Origin of the sequence: Arthrobacter sp. NPDC093139 (assembly GCF_044754165.1) — a bacterium.
GTDB lineage: Bacteria > Actinomycetota > Actinomycetes > Actinomycetales > Micrococcaceae > Arthrobacter.
Genome location: NZ_JBIVOO010000021.1, coordinates 17,468 through 34,753 on the forward strand (window position 1 = coordinate 17,468; position 17,286 = coordinate 34,753).

Annotated in this window: 21 protein-coding genes; 10 read left to right on the forward strand and 11 right to left on the reverse strand. The window is 64.9% G+C overall.

Annotated features, from left to right (window positions below; genetic code table 11):
* Window positions 1-215: 215 nt before the first annotated feature.
* From ACIP90_RS20730 to ACIP90_RS20740, 3 genes are all read right to left on the reverse strand, one after another.
* Window positions 216-1,802, reverse strand: a complete 1,587-nt coding sequence (locus ACIP90_RS20730) for an alkaline phosphatase D family protein (protein ID WP_400581600.1) — start codon at window positions 1,800-1,802, stop codon at window positions 216-218.
* A gap of 75 nt (window positions 1,803-1,877) precedes the next feature.
* Entirely contained in the window at window positions 1,878-2,075 is a 198-nt protein-coding gene (locus ACIP90_RS20735) for a hypothetical protein (protein ID WP_400581601.1), read from the reverse strand.
* A 102-nt stretch (window positions 2,076-2,177) separates the two neighbouring features.
* Window positions 2,178-2,384 carry a hypothetical protein gene (locus tag ACIP90_RS20740; protein WP_400581603.1) on the reverse strand — a complete coding sequence of 69 codons (207 nt, stop codon included), beginning with the start codon at window positions 2,382-2,384 and terminating at the stop codon, window positions 2,178-2,180.
* A gap of 155 nt (window positions 2,385-2,539) precedes the next feature.
* Here ACIP90_RS20740 and ACIP90_RS20745 point away from each other — a divergent pair, with 155 nt between their 5' ends.
* Together ACIP90_RS20745 and ACIP90_RS20750 are read left to right on the forward strand one after the other, a co-directional pair.
* Entirely contained in the window at window positions 2,540-3,319 is a 780-nt protein-coding gene (locus ACIP90_RS20745; RefSeq protein WP_400581604.1) for a phosphatase PAP2 family protein, read from the forward strand.
* A gap of 58 nt (window positions 3,320-3,377) precedes the next feature.
* Window positions 3,378-3,683 carry an MmcQ/YjbR family DNA-binding protein gene (locus ACIP90_RS20750; protein WP_400581605.1) on the forward strand — a complete coding sequence of 102 codons (306 nt, stop codon included), beginning with the start codon at window positions 3,378-3,380 and terminating at the stop codon, window positions 3,681-3,683.
* Between the two features lie 22 nt (window positions 3,684-3,705).
* Here the strand turns inward: ACIP90_RS20750 and ACIP90_RS20755 are convergent, their stop codons facing one another.
* On the reverse strand, window positions 3,706-4,014 hold the full coding sequence (locus ACIP90_RS20755) for a MerR family transcriptional regulator (RefSeq protein ID WP_400581606.1): 309 nt from the start codon (window positions 4,012-4,014) through the stop codon (window positions 3,706-3,708).
* 138 nt (window positions 4,015-4,152) lie between these two features.
* Here ACIP90_RS20755 and ACIP90_RS20760 point away from each other — a divergent pair, with 138 nt between their 5' ends.
* The 4 genes from ACIP90_RS20760 (at window position 4,153) to ACIP90_RS20775 (ending at window position 7,451) form a co-directional block, all read left to right on the forward strand.
* Entirely contained in the window at window positions 4,153-4,575 is a 423-nt protein-coding gene (locus ACIP90_RS20760) for an Hsp20/alpha crystallin family protein (RefSeq protein WP_400581644.1), read from the forward strand.
* Between the two features lie 192 nt (window positions 4,576-4,767).
* A complete protein-coding gene (locus ACIP90_RS20765; protein ID WP_400581607.1) occupies window positions 4,768-5,208 on the forward strand; it encodes a J domain-containing protein in 441 nt (146 codons plus the stop codon).
* Window positions 5,205-5,591 carry a hypothetical protein gene (locus ACIP90_RS20770; protein ID WP_400581608.1) on the forward strand — a complete coding sequence of 129 codons (387 nt, stop codon included), beginning with the start codon at window positions 5,205-5,207 and terminating at the stop codon, window positions 5,589-5,591. The genes ACIP90_RS20765 and ACIP90_RS20770 overlap by 4 nt, the downstream gene beginning before the upstream one ends.
* Before the next feature lie 267 nt (window positions 5,592-5,858).
* Window positions 5,859-7,451: a GH1 family beta-glucosidase gene (locus tag ACIP90_RS20775; protein WP_400581609.1), complete on the forward strand. Its 1,593-nt coding sequence runs from the start codon at window positions 5,859-5,861 to the stop codon at window positions 7,449-7,451.
* Window positions 7,452-7,465: 14 nt separating this feature from the next.
* Here ACIP90_RS20775 and ACIP90_RS20780 read toward each other — a convergent pair whose 3' ends face one another.
* From ACIP90_RS20780 to ACIP90_RS20790, 3 genes are all read right to left on the reverse strand, one after another.
* Window positions 7,466-8,524: an App1 family protein gene (locus tag ACIP90_RS20780; RefSeq protein WP_400581610.1), complete on the reverse strand. Its 1,059-nt coding sequence runs from the start codon at window positions 8,522-8,524 to the stop codon at window positions 7,466-7,468.
* Window positions 8,525-8,611: 87 nt separating this feature from the next.
* Window positions 8,612-9,343: a DUF72 domain-containing protein gene (locus ACIP90_RS20785; RefSeq protein ID WP_400581611.1), complete on the reverse strand. Its 732-nt coding sequence runs from the start codon at window positions 9,341-9,343 to the stop codon at window positions 8,612-8,614.
* A gap of 4 nt (window positions 9,344-9,347) precedes the next feature.
* A complete protein-coding gene (locus ACIP90_RS20790; protein ID WP_400581612.1) occupies window positions 9,348-10,082 on the reverse strand; it encodes a GAF and ANTAR domain-containing protein in 735 nt (244 codons plus the stop codon).
* Between the two features lie 149 nt (window positions 10,083-10,231).
* Here ACIP90_RS20790 and ACIP90_RS20795 point away from each other — a divergent pair, with 149 nt between their 5' ends.
* The 3 genes from ACIP90_RS20795 (at window position 10,232) to ACIP90_RS20805 (ending at window position 13,071) form a co-directional block, all read left to right on the forward strand.
* Complete coding sequence (locus ACIP90_RS20795; RefSeq protein WP_400581613.1) at window positions 10,232-12,034, forward strand: glycoside hydrolase family 15 protein; 1,803 nt, start codon at window positions 10,232-10,234, stop codon at window positions 12,032-12,034.
* Between the two features lie 93 nt (window positions 12,035-12,127).
* Window positions 12,128-12,364, forward strand: a complete 237-nt coding sequence (locus ACIP90_RS20800) for a DUF1508 domain-containing protein (protein ID WP_400581615.1) — start codon at window positions 12,128-12,130, stop codon at window positions 12,362-12,364.
* An 11-nt stretch (window positions 12,365-12,375) separates the two neighbouring features.
* Window positions 12,376-13,071 (forward strand): HAD family hydrolase, encoded by a 696-nt coding sequence (locus ACIP90_RS20805; RefSeq protein WP_400581645.1) that lies wholly within the window; start codon window positions 12,376-12,378, stop codon window positions 13,069-13,071.
* 7 nt (window positions 13,072-13,078) lie between these two features.
* Here the strand turns inward: ACIP90_RS20805 and ACIP90_RS20810 are convergent, their stop codons facing one another.
* A complete protein-coding gene (locus ACIP90_RS20810; RefSeq protein WP_400581616.1) occupies window positions 13,079-13,354 on the reverse strand; it encodes a hypothetical protein in 276 nt (91 codons plus the stop codon).
* A gap of 213 nt (window positions 13,355-13,567) precedes the next feature.
* On the opposite strand from ACIP90_RS20810, the gene ACIP90_RS20815 reads away from it, so the two are divergent.
* On the forward strand, window positions 13,568-14,743 hold the full coding sequence (locus ACIP90_RS20815; protein ID WP_400581617.1) for a zinc-dependent alcohol dehydrogenase: 1,176 nt from the start codon (window positions 13,568-13,570) through the stop codon (window positions 14,741-14,743).
* A 57-nt stretch (window positions 14,744-14,800) separates the two neighbouring features.
* Here ACIP90_RS20815 and ACIP90_RS20820 read toward each other — a convergent pair whose 3' ends face one another.
* From ACIP90_RS20820 to ACIP90_RS20830, 3 genes are all read right to left on the reverse strand, one after another.
* Window positions 14,801-15,598: an SDR family oxidoreductase gene (locus ACIP90_RS20820; protein WP_400581618.1), complete on the reverse strand. Its 798-nt coding sequence runs from the start codon at window positions 15,596-15,598 to the stop codon at window positions 14,801-14,803.
* A 99-nt stretch (window positions 15,599-15,697) separates the two neighbouring features.
* Window positions 15,698-16,054, reverse strand: coding sequence for a VOC family protein (locus ACIP90_RS20825; protein WP_400581619.1), 357 nt, complete (start codon window positions 16,052-16,054; stop codon window positions 15,698-15,700).
* Between the two features lie 44 nt (window positions 16,055-16,098).
* Window positions 16,099-17,262 carry a serine hydrolase domain-containing protein gene (locus ACIP90_RS20830; protein ID WP_400581621.1) on the reverse strand — a complete coding sequence of 388 codons (1,164 nt, stop codon included), beginning with the start codon at window positions 17,260-17,262 and terminating at the stop codon, window positions 16,099-16,101.
* Window positions 17,263-17,286 lie beyond the last annotated feature (24 nt).

A 17,286-nucleotide genomic window follows, 5' to 3' on the forward strand; every position in this document is an offset into this window, starting at 1 on the left:
CCCCTTTCAATTCCTTGAAGCTGCTGCTCAATTTCTTGAGCCTGTTGTCACTCTTGTGAGCGCTAACAATTACGAGAATAGCTCACACGTTATTGTGGGTCAACTCACATGTTTACCAGAGTGTGCGGGGGTTTTGCCTCTTCGGTGTGGCGGGCGAAACCGCCGGGCAGTGTTGCTGCCCGGCGGCGGAGTGAGGGGTTGGCGCCCGCGGGGCCCTAGCCGCGCCGCTGCAGTCCCGGAACGCCGTCCTCGATGCCGAAGGTTGCCTTCGTGCTGACCGGCGAACCCGCTGCGGTTACGTACTCCAGCACCCGGTAGTCAGCAGTCAGGGAGTCCTTGGTAATCCTGGTCCGGACGTATCCCCGCTGGTCGTTGTAGAACTTCAGATGCGGATTCCACGCCATGGTCGGATCCTTGACTGATCCGGTTCCGTTCCCGTTGGACGTGATGGAGGTGCATACCAGTTCCGAACCCACCACTGGCGCGTCCGGATCCTTGAAGTCCACCTTGACGTCGCTGGCCCAGTTACGGTGGACGTCGCCGGTAAGTACGACGGCGTTGCGCACCTTGGCGTCCACCCAGCCTTGCGTGATCCGGCGGCGTGAGGCGGCATAGCCGTCCCAGCCGTCCATTGACATGTCATCGATGTCCGCCGCCTTGTTGCGGTCGCGCTCGGCGAAGAAGACCTGCTGGCCCAGGATGTCCCAGCGTGCCGTGGACTTCCGGAACCCGTCCAGCAGCCACTGCTCCTGCGCGGCGCCCGTGATGGTCCTGTTCTCCGCCAGGCGCCCGCCGACGTTTTTCCGCCAGCCGTCCCCAGCCAGCTGGTCATCGCGGTACTGGCGGGTGTCCATCATGTGGAAGTTTGCCAGCTGGCCCCACTGGACCGAGCGGTAGATTTTCATGTCGGGGCCCGACGGAACAGACGGTGCACGCAGCGGCATGTTCTCGTAGTAGGCCTTGAAGGCGGCGGCCCTACGGGTGCGGAAGTTGGCGGCCGAGTCGTTAAGCTGTGCGGGGTCCGCATTCTCCGGCACCTCGTCCGCCCAGTTGTTGTCCACTTCATGGTCATCCCAGACCACCAGCCAGGGTGCCGCGGCGTGGGCCGCCTGGAGGTCGGCGTCGGCCTTGTACTGCGCGTGGCGCTGGCGGTAGTTCTCCAGTGTCACAGTCTCCGGGCCCTCATGGTCGCGGACGTTTCCGCCGCCCGCCACGTAGGAGTCTTTCTTGTATTCGTACTGGTAGTCGCCCAGGTGGAGGACCAGATCCGGCTGGTCTTCCGCGAGGCGGCGGTAGGCGGTGAAAAAGCCGTGCTCGTATTGCGCGCAGCTGGCGAAGGACATGGCCAGCGCCGCCGGCGTCTCATACCAGGCCGGGCTGGTCAGTGTGCGGCCAACAGGGCTGATGTGGCGGCCCGCGCGGAAGCGGTAGAAATACTCGCGGCCCGGCTTCAACCCGCGCAGTTCGACGTGCACCGAGTGGGCACTCTCAGGAACCGCCCGCTCCACGCCACGCTGGACCACCCATTTCATGGCGGGGTCCTCGGCGACTTCCCATGCCACGCCAACGGTGCGCGACGGCATGCCGCCAAGGCCGTCCTCTGCCAGCGGGCTCAGGGCGAGGCGGGTCCAGATGACAAAGCCGTCAGGCCACGGGTCGCCGGAGGCGATGCCAAGGGTGAACGGATCGCCCGGGAGGCTTGCCTCCGAGTTCCGCTGGTCGGCGACGGCAGTACCCGGCAGGGCGATGACCAGGCTGGCACCCAGGCCGGCGGTGATGAGAGATCTGCGCGAAATGTCCATGGCACGAACGTAGCCACTCCGTTTTGACAGCCGACGTCACGCGCGTGAACCCCACGTGAACGCGCGTGACCCTGGCTACTGGGAAGGCTGCGGAACCTCGCAGGCCATCTTGGGGTTGACCCCCATATAATTCAGCGGCCCCGCGGCGATGGTGATCGCCACAGTCCCGGCCTCGGTGCACGAGTCCGGCGAACCGCCGAAATATCCTCGCTGGAATGCGGCGAAGACGCCGATGATGAGCCAGATGATCACTAGCGTTCCGACGATCCTCATGGAATCCTCCGTAGCCCCGTTGCCACTCCAGTGTGTGTCCAATTATCCACCGCGGGGGCCTTCCGGGACAGGGCTCCCGGACGCGTCCGGGCTGCGTCGGAGTCAGCTGGGCTCTGTTGTTTCCACCGGGGTTTCTTCGACGTCAGGAGTGTCCTCGGCCGTGGCAACCGACGTTTCTCCGCGCGCCGAATTGTCCTTGGCCTCGGTCCCCTCCTCCGGCTCAAACGTGTTGGGCTCGCCGGCGCCGAGCCCAACGCCGTTTTCCGAACCTGGAACGGTGCCGCCGGTTTCAGTGTTTTCGGTGCTCATGTCGTCTCCTGATCCTCGTGTGGCTGGAAAAACCACGGTAACAGCGGCAGGCCGGCTTCGTAAGGGCCTAGGCACGCCCCGGTGTCCGGTCACGCAGGAGATAATCTTCAACACAGAAATCGCTTCATTCCATCGGCGCACAGGCGGGATTCCACGTGGCAGACGAATCAGCAGGCAAGGCGGGGTGGTGGCGGGTATTCCATGACAAGTTCGTGGTCGAGGAACGCTACGTGGACGCGGGAGCGCGCAAGGCGCTGTATGTCACCGCAGTTGTCCTCGCCGCAGCGGGTGCCCTCGTCTTCTTCCTGACGCTGACGGATGTGCTTCAGCAGGACGGCCTGGCCGCCGCCGATGAGTCTGCCCGTAGATGGCTGCTCACCACGCGCTCGGAAGCGCTGACGGTTGGCATGATCATCCTGGCGGTTGTCTTCGGTCCCGTAGCGCTGCCGATCATTGTGCTGGTGGTCACTCTGGTATGGGGAATCCTGGCCAAACACGCCTGGCGGCCTGTCCTGCTTGCGGCAGCAATGGTGACGGGCGTTGTACTCGCCCAACTCATCGGGCATGCCGTCGAACGCGCCCGTCCACCCGTCGATCTCATGCTGTTCGGAGCCGACCATACATTCTCCTTTCCGTCCGGGCACGTGCTCGGCGCCTCGGACTTCCTGCTCGTAACCGCTTTCCTGGTCTTTTCCCGCCACCGGCGCCCGGCAGTCACCGTCGTCGGTTTTGTCTTCGCGGTCATTGGTGTGATCTTGGCTGCCCTCAGCAGGCTCTACCTGGGCTACCACTGGGTGAGCGACGCTGTGGCCTCGGTGTCCCTGTCCCTCGTGGTGCTCGGGGCCGTGATTGCCGTGGACACGTGGCGGACCGCCAGGGTGCCCGGCGAAGCGGTGACAGGTGAATTATCCAAGGCTGATTCCCCGGCGGACTAAGGCCGGCTTCACCAGCGCCGGCGATTGCGGAGGCCGCCGGCCGGTGCCAGAGTGGGGCATGGCCACTGAAGACGATGTCCGCCGGATCTGCCTCACCCTGCCGGGAGTCACTGAGCGCAGCAGCTGGAACCAGCCCGCCTGGTTCGCAAAATCACTGATGGCCCGTATGTGGGACGAGGGCGTGCTGACGGTCAAGACCGGGGAACGCGAGGCATTGGCCGGCACCGATCCAGATACCTATTTCTGGACGCCGCACCATGAGCGGTCGCCACAGTTGGTCCTGGTCCGGCTTTCACGGCTCGACGGCGGCGAACTCGCCGAACTGCTGGAAGAATCCTTCCTGTTGGCCGGTGGGCGGATGTGAGGCCGGGGCGTCGCAGCGGGGACTAGCCTTCCGGCTGCCGGGAGTTGCGTGCACGGGCGCGTTCAAGCTGCCGGCGGAGCCTGGCGTTGTCCACCTCGAGTTCCAGTACTTTCGCCACTCCTGCCAGGTTGAGCCCTTCATCCAAGAGCTCACCGATCCGACGGAGTACCGCCAGGTCTGAGTCGCTGTATTGCCGCGTTCCCCCGGAGGTCCGTCCCGGCGTCAGCAATCCGCGCCGCTCGTACAGCCGGATGTTTTGTTGCCCCGTTCCGAGCAGATCGGCCACCACGGAAATTGCGTAAAGGCCCCTGCCCTCGTCTTGATCTGCCACGGTGTTTCCTCGGTTGAGAATAATTTGGACTTCCTCTTGCACCAGTTTGACACCAGTGCTATAAAAAATCTATATCCACCACCATAGATGAAGGTGGGTTACCGTGACATTACATATGTGCTTAAGGAGTGGGAAATGATGCTCATCCGTACCGACCCGTTCCGTGAGCTGGACAGGCTCACCCAACAGGTCTTCGGAACCGCGGCCCGCCCGGCCGCTATGCCGATGGATGCCTGGCAGGAGGACGGGGAGTTCGTGGTGGCCTTTGATCTTCCAGGCGTACTGCCCGAGAAGGTGGACCTCAACGTGGAGCGGAACGTCCTTACCGTCAGGGCAGAACGCCAGGACCCCACGCAGCCCAATGTGGAGCTGGTGGTGGCCGAGCGGCCACGCGGAGTTTTCAGCCGCCAACTGATCCTCGCAGACACTCTCGACACGGAGAACATCAAGGCGAGCTACGACGCCGGCGTGCTGACGCTTCGAATCCCCGTGGCGGAACAGGCCAAGCCTCGCAAGATTGAAATCGAGCGCAAGGGCGAACTCCACGAGATCGGAACCTAGGTCGGACGGCGCTTGGCAAGGCAATCACGTCGCTTGGCAGGCAATCACGTGATGCTGCCGGGGAGGCTTCCGGCTTCAAGGGTGCCGGCTCCATGCGGCCGGCACCAGGCCGGAGGCCGTTCCTGGTCCTTGACGGGCCAGCTGGTCCGCCGCTGAGCCAGCGCCTCCTGCGGATTCACCAGGGGAGGGACAATGCCGGGCAATTTTCCCGATCACTACGCGGCCCTGCATGTGCCGCGGACGGCGACACAGCGGGAAATAGCGCGCGCCTACCGGTCCCTTCTGCGAACGCACCACCCGGACTTGGCCAATCCCACAGCAGCACCCGCCGAACTGCAGCTCATCATGCAGGCCTTCGCGGTGCTCCGTGACCCGAAACAGCGCCGCGCATACGACCGCGCGGTTCTGAGGAACGAGCGCGACGTTCTGAGGAACGAACGCGACATTGTCAGGAACGAACAAGGGGCTGCTGCGGCCGGTCCCCGGGACGGCCAGTCCAAAGACCATTCCCGCGAGGTTCCCGTGCGGCACATCCGCCATGAGGATCCACCCCTGCGCGCAACGCCCGTCAGGTGGGAAAGCGGGCCCTGGGCCACCATCCGTTTCGACCCCGGAGGAAAGCGAAGACGATGAGCGATTGGCGCCGATACGACTCCCACCTGATCCCTGCCTTTCATGAGCGGTTTGAAGAACGCTGGGGCAAGAACACCGCGCCCTTCCTGGATCCGGAGGCACATGAAGAGCCGCTTCCGCGCGCGCAGTGGATCAACCCGGCCACCGGGGCTGCGCTCGCCGTGGTGCCCATCTGGGCCGATGACGACCGCCAGCACCGATCGTTCGGGGTCTTCTACCTGCCGCCGGGAGGGGATATCTGGGTGCTCCGCCCGGGCTTCACGGGCTACCTGGAACCGGGTGAGGACAGTTCCGAACATCTGCTGGCCCTGAGGAACGACGCCTTCAAGAAGGCCGTCGCCCACGCGAAGGATTTCCTGTTCGGCCCAGCGGTGATGCACTAGGCGCCTGGGCGTGCGCACTATCCGGTGCACGCCGCCGTCGTGCTGCCCGTGTCATCCTGCTCTCGCCAGGTGGCTCGGCCTGTGACATTCTGGAAGGCATCGCAAGTGCCGACGGAAGAGAGGGCCATGTTCTCGCCAAGGGGTTCGTTTTACAGCTTCAGCGTCAGCGATGCGGCGCGGGCAGTGATCCAAGGGGAGGGCCTGCTGTCCTGAGCGTTTCAGGCAAACTGTTCTTCTGCCCATTCCGAACAAAACAGAGGTCCGACCATGCATGCCTCCGCCAAAGAGTTGGCCGCGAAGATTCCGCCGGGCTTCACCCTTGGAGTAGCCACCGCCGCATTCCAGATTGAGGGCGCCGTTGACGTGGACGGCCGGGGGAAGGCAGGCTGGGACGTCTTCGCAGCCAAGCCCGGCGCCATTGTGGACGGCCACAGCCCGGCCGTGGCGTGCGACCACTATCACCGGATGCCGCAGGACGTGGCGCTCATGAAGGAGCTGGGCGTCGACTCGTACCGGTTTTCGCTCTCCTGGCCCCGGATCCAGCCAGGAGGCAGCGGACCCGTGAACAGGGCCGGCCTGGACTTCTACGACCGGCTGCTCGACGAACTCCTGGCGAACGGCATATCTCCCATGGTGACCCTGTACCACTGGGACACGCCGCTGCAGCTGGACGAGGCGGGCGGATGGCTCAACAGGGACACTGCCTACCGCTTGGCAGAATTCGCCGCCATTGCCGCAGCAGCCTATGGGGATCGCGTGGCCCGCTGGGTTACCATCAACGAACCCGCCACGGTCACCACGAACGGTTATGCGTTGGGCCTGCACTCACCGGGGAAGGCAGACTTCGCGAACGGGCTGCCCTCGGTCCACCACCAGCTGCTTGGTCACGGTCTGGCGGTCCAAGCGCTGCGGGCGGCCAAAGTGCCGGGGGAGATCGGCATGTCGAATGTGTACTCCCCAATGGTGCCGAACTCCGCCAACCCACTGGACAGGCTGAGCGCCGGCGCCATGGACGTGGCCCAGAACCGCCTCTACGCCGACCCCGTCCTTGCCGGGAAGTATCCCGACCTTGTCCGCCTCGGGAAGTTCTTTTCGTCCTTTGAGCATCCCGACGAGGACATGGCCATCATTTCGCAGCCACTGGATTTCTATGGGCTCAACTACTACATGCCCACAAGAGTGGCGGCCGGCGGGGGCGACAGTCCTGTGCCGGCGGCCATGGCGGAAGCCATCGGGGACGATCTCAGCGCCACCACACCGGGCGCGCCGCTGCATATCGAACCTTGGCCGGACACCGAGACCACGGCCTACGGGTGGCCCGTCAAGCCTGCCTACATGGCCGTCGCCCTCAAGGAGATGGCCGAGCGGTATCCGAACCTTCCGCCGGTCATCATCACCGAGGGCGGGGCCAGCTTCGAGGACATCATCGTCCGTGACAAGTCCACGAACCGCAGCTTCATCCCTGACGAACGCCGCCTGCGGTACCTGTCGGACCACCTCGGCACCGCGCTCCGTGCCACGGCCCCCGGCGGTGAGGCCGAGTCGGTGGATCTTCGCGGCTACTATGTGTGGTCCCTGCTGGACAATTTTGAGTGGTCCGGCGGCTACAACCAGCCGTTCGGGCTGGTGCACGTGAACTTCGAGACGCTCGAGCGGACGCCCAAGGCGTCCTACTACTGGTTCCAGGAACTCCTGGAGGAACGGACGTTGGTCGCTGCCGCAGGAGTCGCCGTCGCCGCTGCCGTTGAAGGCGCCGTTCCCGAGGGCGCCGTCGGGGAGGGCGGTGTCCCGGAGGGCGTCGTTCCCGACGGCGCGGAACGCGCAGTGTCCGACGGCGAGGCGTCGCCTTTGGGGAGCTGACCTTCCGGTTCAGCTCAGATCAGTTCTAGTTCCTTGAGCTTCCGTGCAATGCCGGCGCCGTCGGGCGAGTAGATCCAAGGTACGGAGGAGGCGCTGTGGTCTCCGTTTTCCGAATGCCCGCCGGCAAGGACCGACTCGCTGACGGAGAGCTGCCGGATGGCGATTGCGGCCACCTTGTCCGAATGTTCCCGGGTAAAGGCGGAGTAGATCTGCTCGTCATGCTGGCCGTTGTCCCCGATGAGCAGCCAGCGCATGTTCGGGAATTCAGCGGCGAGGCGCTCCAGGTTTTGGCGCTTGTGGTCCTGGCCGCTGCGGAACCACCGGTCCTGGGTGAGTCCCCAGTCCGTGAGCACGAGCGCGCCAGAGGGATACATGTTGCGCGAGAGGAACCTGCCAAGGGTCGGGGCGGCGTTCCATGGCCCGGTGGACAGGTAAATCACTGGGGCATCGGGGTGTTCCACCGTCAGCCGGTCCAGCAGCACCGCCATACCCGGAGTGGCCATCCGTGCCCGCTCACTCAACACGAACGTGTTCCACAGGGCAAGGAAGGGCCTTGGCAGAGCCGTGACCATGACTGTGTCGTCAATGTCAGAGACGATGCCGAACGTTGTCTCCGGACCGATGACGAAAATGCTGGCCTCTGCCGGTTCGGTGCCTTCGGACCGCAGCACAGCCGTGTGCCAGCCCGGGGAAAGGGAGACCTGGACATCAATGTCGATGAGCCCGCCCCGGTCCGCCCGGACCTTCGTCACGGTGCCGCCGATCTCAATTTCCACCTCGGACCCCGGGACGGGAACGCTGGTGAACGCGCGCCAGCCCCGGATGTTCTGGGTCCCGTTTTTTGCCGCGTGGTCGGCCCGGCTGCCGGGGGCGGGCTTGCTGGCCAGCACCACCCTGCCCAGGATCCGGACCCACTCGGTGGAACCGTAGCCCTGGTAAGCGATGGTTTTAGGTTCGAACTTCCAACGCCTGGCCAGCTTCAGCCGGGCGTTGTTGATCGCGTTGGAGAGCCGGTGGGCCAGGCGGAAAACCTGAGTACCGGACAAAGAAGATTCCTGTGACGCCATGTCCATGCCTTCACTCTGCCACAGGCCACGGTCCCGCGGGCCGTTACCTGCCTCTGTTACCTGGCCCGGCCGGTTTCGCCCTTCCAGCGGCAGTCAGCCGTCCCCCAGCAGCCACCGCAAAGTGTCGGCGTTCCGCACCGCGTTGCCGCCGCCGTCGTTATTGAAATAGGCGTATACATCCTTGCCCGCGCCGCGCCACTCACGGATCCGGTCCGCCCACCACCGCAGGTCCTCGTCGGAGTACGAGCCGCCGTACAGGTGCTCGTGGTCCGGACCGTGCAGCCTGACATAGACGAAGGGAGCCGTGGCTCTCAGGATGCACGGCAGGTTGGCCCCGCTCATCACGCAGTAGGCCGCGGCGTGGCGCTCCAGCAGGCGGTAGACGTCCGGGTGGTCCCAACTTGGGTGGCGGAACTCGACGCTCACCCGGATCCAGGTGGGCAGGGCAGCGAGGAAGTAATCCAGCCGGCCGTCGTCGCGCGCCAGGTCCGGCGGGAGCTGGACCAGCAGGACGGCGCGCTTGTCGCCAAGTTCGTGCCAGCACCGGGAAATCCTCTCGATCCAGACTTCCGGGCCGTAGAGTTTCTTGCCGTGAGTGAGGCCGCGCGGGGCCTTGACGGACAGGGCGAAACCGTCGGGAAGCCGCCGCCGCCAGCTCGCAAAGGACGTGTCCCGCGGCCAGCGGTAGAAGCTGGCGTTCAGCTCCACCGTGCTGAATCTCGCGACATAATGCTGCAGCCTGTCGCGTGCGGGAAGCCCCGGAGGGTAGATCACGTTTTCCCAGTGGTCGTAACTCCACCCCGAGGTGCCGATATGCACGGACATGTGATTACTCGAAGTGCGTGCTCAGGCGTCCTCCGCCGGCCGACTCCACGATCGCGGCAGCCACATCGCGGAGTTTCGTGTTGCGGCTGCTGGAGGCGGACTTGATCAGCCCGATGGCCTCTTCCTGGCTGCAGCGGTTCTGCGCGATGATGATGCCCACCGCGGTATCGATGATGGTGCGTGACTCCATCGCCGCTTTCAGGTTCGAGGCCGCGTCGCTGTGCTGGGCTATCCGGATGGCGAGGCGCAGGCCCTTCGAGGCCTGGCGGACGTAGCTGACGGCGCGCTCCACGGCATCCTCGTCGAAGGCATTGGGCATGTCGGAATACAGGTTGAGACCGGCACGGGCGCTGCCCTTGGGCAGGTCGAACGGCACAGCAAGAACGGAGCGGATGCCGGCTTTGAGGACAGTTTGGTTGTATTCGGGAAATGTGGTGTCCAGTTCAAAATCAGGAACGTGGACCATGATGCCTTCCCGGCACGACCGGAGGCAGGGCCCGTCCTTGAATTGGTACTGGATTTCGTCAACCGCGCGCGCCTCGTCGCTGCTGCTGGCCACCGTGCCGGCACTGCGGTTTCGCAGGAGCGTGATGCCGCAATACAGCTGGCCGTGGCCTCCAGACAATTGTTCGGCCGAGTAGCGGGCCAGCTCGTTGAGGAAATCTTCGACGTCTTGGGTGTCCAGCAGGAGGTCCTGGACGTATCCCGTCACGTCAGTCTCGTTCAGACGACTATCCAAAGGAGGCTCCTGTTCTGCCCTGTCCACCGGTGTGGCTGGCCGGATGGACATGTCCAAAAGTCATGGTTCGTGGCAGTTGCACCGCCCACACTTCAGGCTACACCCGGGTTGCTCTCGTGCGGACGTTCCAGCTGTGGCACTGTAAGGGCATGGTACGCATCGAGGATTATGCGGTAGTGGGTGACCTGCACACAGCGGCCCTGATCAGCACTGAAGGTTCCATTGATTGGCTGTGCCTGCCGCGCTTCGATTCGCCGGCCTGCTTTAATGCCTTGCTGGACACGCCCGAGTCCGGACGCTGGAGGCTTGCTCCGGCGGGCGCGGCGGAGTGCACCAGCCGGCGCTACCGCAGACATACCCTGATCCTGGAAACGGAATGGGAGACGGACGATGGGGCCGTCCGGGTGATCGACTTCATGCCTCCCCGTGACCAAGTGGCGGACATCGTACGGATTGTCGTTGGCCTTCACGGCCAAGTCAGGATGCGGGGCGAGCTGGCCCTGCGTTTCGACTATGGCCACATCATGCCCTGGGTGCGCCGCGACAGCCGCGGACTGCACGCGATCGCCGGGCCGGATTCCGCCTACCTGGCGACGAACGCGCCGCTCCGGGGGGAACACATGCACACGGTCAGTGACTTCACTGTGAAGGCCGGTGAACGCGTGCCCTTTGTACTGACGTGGGCGCCCAGCCATGTCCGCCGGCCGCGGTCCGTGGACGCCGAAGTTGTCCTGGAGTCCACCGAGAAGTTTTGGCTGGACTGGTCCGGGCAGGGCAAGGTAACAGGGCCGTACAAGGACGCGGTGGAGCGCTCGCTCATCACGCTCAAGGCCCTCACGTATGCCCCCACCGGCGGCATCGTGGCCGCCGTGACCACGTCCCTGCCCGAACAGCTGGGTGGACCGCGGAACTGGGACTACCGTTACTGCTGGCTCCGTGACGCCACCCTGACGCTGCAGTCGCTGCTGGCCGTCGGTTATACCGCGGAGGCCGCCGCGTGGCGGGACTGGCTGCTGCGGGCCGTCGCGGGCGATCCCGCGGACCTGCAAATCATGTACGGCATCCACGGCGAGCGCCGGCTGCCCGAGATGGAGCTCCCGTGGCTGGCGGGCTACGAGGACTCGTCCCCGGTGCGGATCGGCAACGGCGCGGCCGGACAGCTGCAACTGGACGTCTGGGGCGAGGTGCTGGATTGCCTGTCGCTTACCCGTAATTCCCTGCTCACCCATCCGGACGAGGCCTGGGACGTCCAGGTTGCGCTGATGGAGTACCTGGAAGGTGTCTGGAACCGGCCGGACAACGGGCTCTGGGAAATGCGCGGACCGAGGCGCCATTTCACGCACTCGAAGGTCATGGCCTGGGTTGCTGCGGACCGGATGGTCAAGGGCGTACGGGATTCCGGGTTGCCGGGGCCCGCGGCCCGTTGGGAGGCGCTGCGGGACACGATCCGGAAGGAAGTCATGACCCAGGGCTTTGACGCTGACCGCAACACCTTCACCCAGTCCTATGGCCGCCCCGAACTGGATGCCAGCCTGCTTCTCATCCCGCGTGTGGGGTTCCTGCCGCCTGACGATCCGCGCGTGATCGGCACCATCGACGCCATTCAGCGCGAGCTGACAGAGGACGGTTTTCTGCTCCGGTACCGGCCTGAAATCAGTGACGACGGCCTCCCCGGTGGCGAGGGCGTCTTCCTGGCCTGCTCCTTCTGGCTGGTGGAAGCGCTCCTCGGCGCAGGCCGCCACCGGCCGGCGACCGAACTGTTTGAGCGCCTCCTGGCGCTGCGCAACGACGTGGGCCTGCTGAGCGAGGAGTGGGGAGTCCAGAGTGGCCGGCACCTGGGAAACACGCCGCAGGCCTTCAGCCATTTCGCCCTGGTGACCAGCGCCCTGGAACTGCAACAGCACGGGACAGGGCGCAGCAACAAGCCTCTCCGGGCAGGAACTGCGTCGTAGCTACCGCTACTTGCCCGAGGTCTCTTCATTCGCCAGAGCAGTAAGTATACTTACTAAGACCTGTCCGACTGGTGAAGGAGGAGGAGTGCTGGGATGTCTGGATACTTCGAGCTGGTGGATGCCCCTGACGGGGGTTACCGGATCCGGCTGCTGGACGGCGCTGGCGCGCTGATGGCAGTGTCTGTCACCTTCCCCACCAAGCGGGCGGCCGTGGCCGGCGTTGCCCGTGCCCGGGAAATTGCCGGGATGGGGCTGATCCGCGACAACAGCCGGGATGCTGTGGAGCGGTCGGCACTTCTTTCCCCTGAATCCTCCGAGGCGGAACGCTGAGGCCGGGGGTGCTGAACCGCCGTGCCGCAGGCTCGCGCCGGAAGGGAGTCCTGTTTGACGTCGACGGGACCCTGGTCGACTCCGCCTACCTCCATACGCTCGCCTGGTGGCAGGCGTTCCGCCAGTCCGGCTTCGACGTGCCGATGGCCCGGATACACCGCTGTGTGGGGATGGGCGGCGCGCGGCTGGTGGACCACCTGCTGCCGGAAGGGCGTGACAAGTCAGTCGATGAGGATGTCCTCGCTGCCCACTCGGGAATATTCGGCACCTACTGGCCGGCCCTGAGGCCGTTGGAAGGTGCGCGGGATCTGTTGGTGCAGTGCCGTGAAAGCGGGTTGGCGGTGGCACTTGCTTCCTCGGCCAGGGAGCAGGATCTCAAAGCCCTCCGCGCGAGCCTGGCCGCCGATTCCTTCATCGATGCGGCGACGAGCGCCGCGGATGCCAAGGAGAGCAAGCCTGAGCCGGATATACTCGTCGCGGCATTGCGTGCCGTTGGTATCGAAGCCCCGGACTCCGTCTATGTGGGTGATGCCGTGTGGGATGTCTATGCCGCGGCCAGGCTCGGCATCCCCACCATCGGGGTGACCTGCGGCGGCACGAGTGAGGCGGAACTGCTGGAGGCGGGGGCCGTCGAGGTGTACTCCGGGCCCCGCGAACTGCTGGATGGCCTGAGGGACAGTGCCATCGGGAAGCTTCTTGCCGGCTAAGGCAGCCTCACAAGGCGGTTGATCCGGCGGCGGCCTCCCCGGATGCCGGGCGTTCTGATGCCGGCTCATCGGCATAGTCGCCCTTGTTCCACGTCACCGTCACAGCAACCGATCCGTCGTCGTTCCTGGTAACTTGCGTAACCACCTCCGGAACCTTGGCTCCCATGGCGAGGATCCTCGCGCGGTATGTGGTGACCAGCTCCTCAAGGCTGGACTCGGTCCACTCGCCGGGACGCATCCGGGTAGAAATCTCCACGGGTTCGGGCTGGTACAGCGTCATCATGATGCCTTTCCTTGGGGGCGCGGACAGTTCCTACGCTAGGAGCCTTCGCTGGCTGAAACAAGGGAAAAGCGAAGCGGGCTTACCTTTTACCCTGGGGTGCCGGAATGCTACCTTGGCTGTGCGGCACAATTGATAAGCATGCTGATCTTCGCTGCGGGCAGGATGGCCCCTGCTGTTCGGAAGTACTCGTTTTGCGGCTGAAGGAAGGGACCCATGAAGGCACTGACCTGGCAAGGCAAACGCTCGGTGAGCGTGAAAGAAGTTCCTGATCCCGTGATCCAGGAGCCCACGGACGCCATCATCAGGATCACGTCCACCGCAATCTGCGGTTCGGATCTCCACCTCTATGAGGTGCTGGGACCCTACATGCACAAGGGCGACGTTCTGGGCCATGAGCCCATGGGCATCGTGGAGGAGGTGGGCGGCGCCGTCACCTCACTCACCAAGGGCGACCGCGTGGTGGTTCCGTTCAACATCGCATGCGGGCGCTGCTACATGTGCAGCCAGGGGCTGCAGTCACAGTGTGAGACGACCCAGGTAAAGGAAAAGGGTACAGGGGCCGCGTTGTTCGGCTATTCGGAACTGTACGGCTCTGTACCGGGGGGCCAGGCGGAATACCTGCGGGTCCCGTTTGCGGACTATGGCCCGGTCAAAGTCGGCCAGGAGCTCCCGGATGACCGCTACCTGTTTCTGTCCGACATCCTTCCCACCGCCTGGCAGGCCGTGAAGTACGCGGATGCTCCGGACGGCGGGACCCTCGCCGTTTTCGGGCTCGGGCCAGTCGGACAGTTCTCGGCGAGGGTCGGGAACCATCTGGGCCTGCGGGTCATTGGGGTGGATCCTGTGCCGGAGCGCCGCGAGATGGCAGCCCGCCATGGCATTGACGTTCTGGACTACTCCAAGGGCATCGCCGATGAACTGCGGGAACGGACCGGTGGCCGCGGGCCTGATGCAGTGGTGGATGCCGTCGGCATGGAAGCCCACGGTTCTCCCGTGACAGGGTTCGCGCACCAGGCGTTGGGTCTCCTGCCGGACAAGTTGGCGCAGAAGGCCATGGAAACCGCCGGTGTGGACCGGCTCGCGGCCCTGCACGCCGCGATCGACGCCGTCCGCCGTGGCGGAACCGTGTCCCTGAGCGGCGTGTACGGAGGCATGGCCAGCCCCATGCCGCTGCTCACCATGTTCGACAAGCAGATCCAGCTTCGGATGGGTCAGTGCAACGTCCGCCGCTGGACGCATGAGCTGCTTCCGCTGGTGGAGGACGACGCCGATCCGCTGGGTGTCATGGATCTGGTCACCCACCGTGCGGGGCTGGCCGAGGCGCCCGCGCTGTATGAGAAGTTCCAGAAGAAAGAGGACGGCTGTATCAAGGTCGTCCTGCAGCCTTAGGGCACCGGAAGTCTCCGGGCTTCAGCAGAGGGGTCCGGAATTGCGGCTGGCGGGGGACTAGTTCTCCCGCCAGTCGTTGCTTGTGATGTGGGAGCCTGCCTGCGGGCCCATCTGGAGCATCCCGCCGTCGACAGCCCACGATGCCCCCGTCACGTAGCTCGACGCCGGGGACGCGAGAAACGCGATCACGGCGGCGACCTCCCGGGCGTCGCCCGGCCGCCCCAGCGGAACACCGGGCCGGTCCTTGGTGGCGGGGTCCTCATCGGTCTGGCCCGTCATGGGAGTGGCAATTTCGCCCGGCGCCACGGAATTGGCGGTGATGCCGAATTCCGCAAGCTCCAGTGCAATGGTCTTGATCAGGCCGCCGAGGCCGTGCTTGGAGGCGTCATAGGCCGAGGAGCCCACCCGCGGCTGTGTCTCGTGGACGCTGGTGACGGCCACGATGCGGCCGCCCCGTCCGGCGTCGACCATCCGCCTGGCGGCCGCCTGGATGCAGAGGAAGGCGCCGTTCAGGTTGGTGTCCATGGTGTTCGACCAGGTCTCGTAGTTCAGCTCGAGGAATTTTTTGCCGTCACCGGTACCGGAATTGTTGACGAATACGTCCACGCCGCCCAGCTCCCCGGCAAGCCCGTCGATGACGCCGGCGCAGCCCAGCAGGTCAGTGGTGTCCAGCTGCCTGACCACGGCATTGCGGCCGGCGGCGCGGACCTCGTCCGCGGTTTTTTCGGCGCCGTCCTGGTCCGAGTGCCAGGTAATGCCGACGTCGAGTCCGGCTTTCGCGAGGGCCACTGCCGTGGCCCGGCCAATTCCAGAATCGCTGCCCGTGACAATGGCGGTGCGCGGGGAGAACTCCATGGTGTCTGTCCCTTCCTTCTCGGCTGCCCTTCGTGGCAGGCCTTGTTGGCGGCTATATTGGTGGCGGCTAATTGGCTGGCGGCTATATGGAGGCGCGGGTCAGGCGGCGGCGTCGACGACGCAGAAACGGTTCCCGTCAGGGTCTTCCAGGACGATGAAATCGGGGTCCTCCGGATAGAGATCCCAGTCCACCTGCGATGCCCCCAGTCCCAGGAGCCGCTCCACCTCGCCCGCCTGGTTGTCGGCATAGAGGTCCAGATGGATGCGCGGGTGTTGCTGCACGGGCGTTTCGCTGAGCATGAGGGCGAGCCTGGCGCCTTCGCCTTTCTGCGGTATCAGGACCACCCAGGTTTCATCGCCCTCCTCCCGGGGGACATAGCCGAGGGCATCACACCAGAAGGCGGTGGCACGGGCGACGTCGTTGACTCCGAGGACAGTTGTTCCGATCGTCAGCATGGTCTCATGCTTGCGTGAGGCTGTTCGTGACGCAAGGGGCGCGGTCAGCACAAGCTGTTCAATGTCTGTTCGGCGACGTCCATCATTTCCAGGACCAGTGGGTTGCTTCCCTCCAGGAAGGGCGCCGGCGGATAGGTGAGGGCCACGGTCACCTGCCGGGTTCCGTCCGCGCTGGTCATCGAGACGGTGCCGTAGCCCAGGAGGTCTCCCGGATGGCCGTAGGCGAAGCCGTTGGTGCAGGTGTCGTTCCAGATCCACAGGCCGAGACCATAGAAGCCGGCGGTGTTTGATGTCTGCATCTCTTTCAGCGTGGCGGGCTTCAGGAGCTTTCCCTGCATGAGGGCTGCATAAAACGTGTTCATGTCCTGCACCGTGGATACCATGCCCGCGGACGGGGATTCTATGAGAATTGCCGGGGACGTCACGTCCACGCGTTGGTCCTCAATGACCAGATAGCCGTGGGCCATGGCTTCCGGCACGGTTCTGGCGCCGATCATGTAAGTCCCGGTCATCCCCAGCGGGACGGTGATCTGCTCAGTGATGACGTCACCGATCGGCTGTCTCCTGAGCCTCTCCACCAGCAGCGCCAACGCCACGTAATCCGATGCCGAATAAGCGAACCCCTGGGCGAGCCTTTTCTCCCACGTCGTCCTCCCGGCCCATGCAAGCCGCTGGGCCAGGCTGAGCCTGGTGTTGATCACTTCCTTCAACGGCTTGGACTGGATCAATGTCGCCGCATAATCCGGCATCCCGGACGAATGGCTGAGCAGATCCCGCACGGTGACGGGAAATGGCGGATTCACCGTGCGGGCAAGGTCCGGCAGGTGATCACTGACAGTGTCGTCGAGGCGAAGCCTGCCCTCCTCCACCAGCTTCAGGACGGTGACGGCCACCATGGACTTCGTCACGCTGGCGACCTGAACGGGATCGGAGAGCTGCACCGGCTCCTTGGTCTTGAGGCTCCTGACACCGATCGCGCGGGACCATTCTTCGCCCTTGTTCTTCACGTGCATCAGAACGGCCGGCGCCCCATCGTCGATCATCGTCCGGCCGAACAGTTCAAGGTCCCGGAAAGCGCCGGCGGAAGTTGATGGCTTCTCAGGCGGATCCGGCGCGGCAGTGCAGCCGCCGAGGGAGGCGGCCAGTGCGGCAGCGGACATGGCCGCAACGCACCGCAGGATGGAGACCGGAAGCCTGAACCCTGGCATGCCATCAGTTCCTTCAGCAGGTGC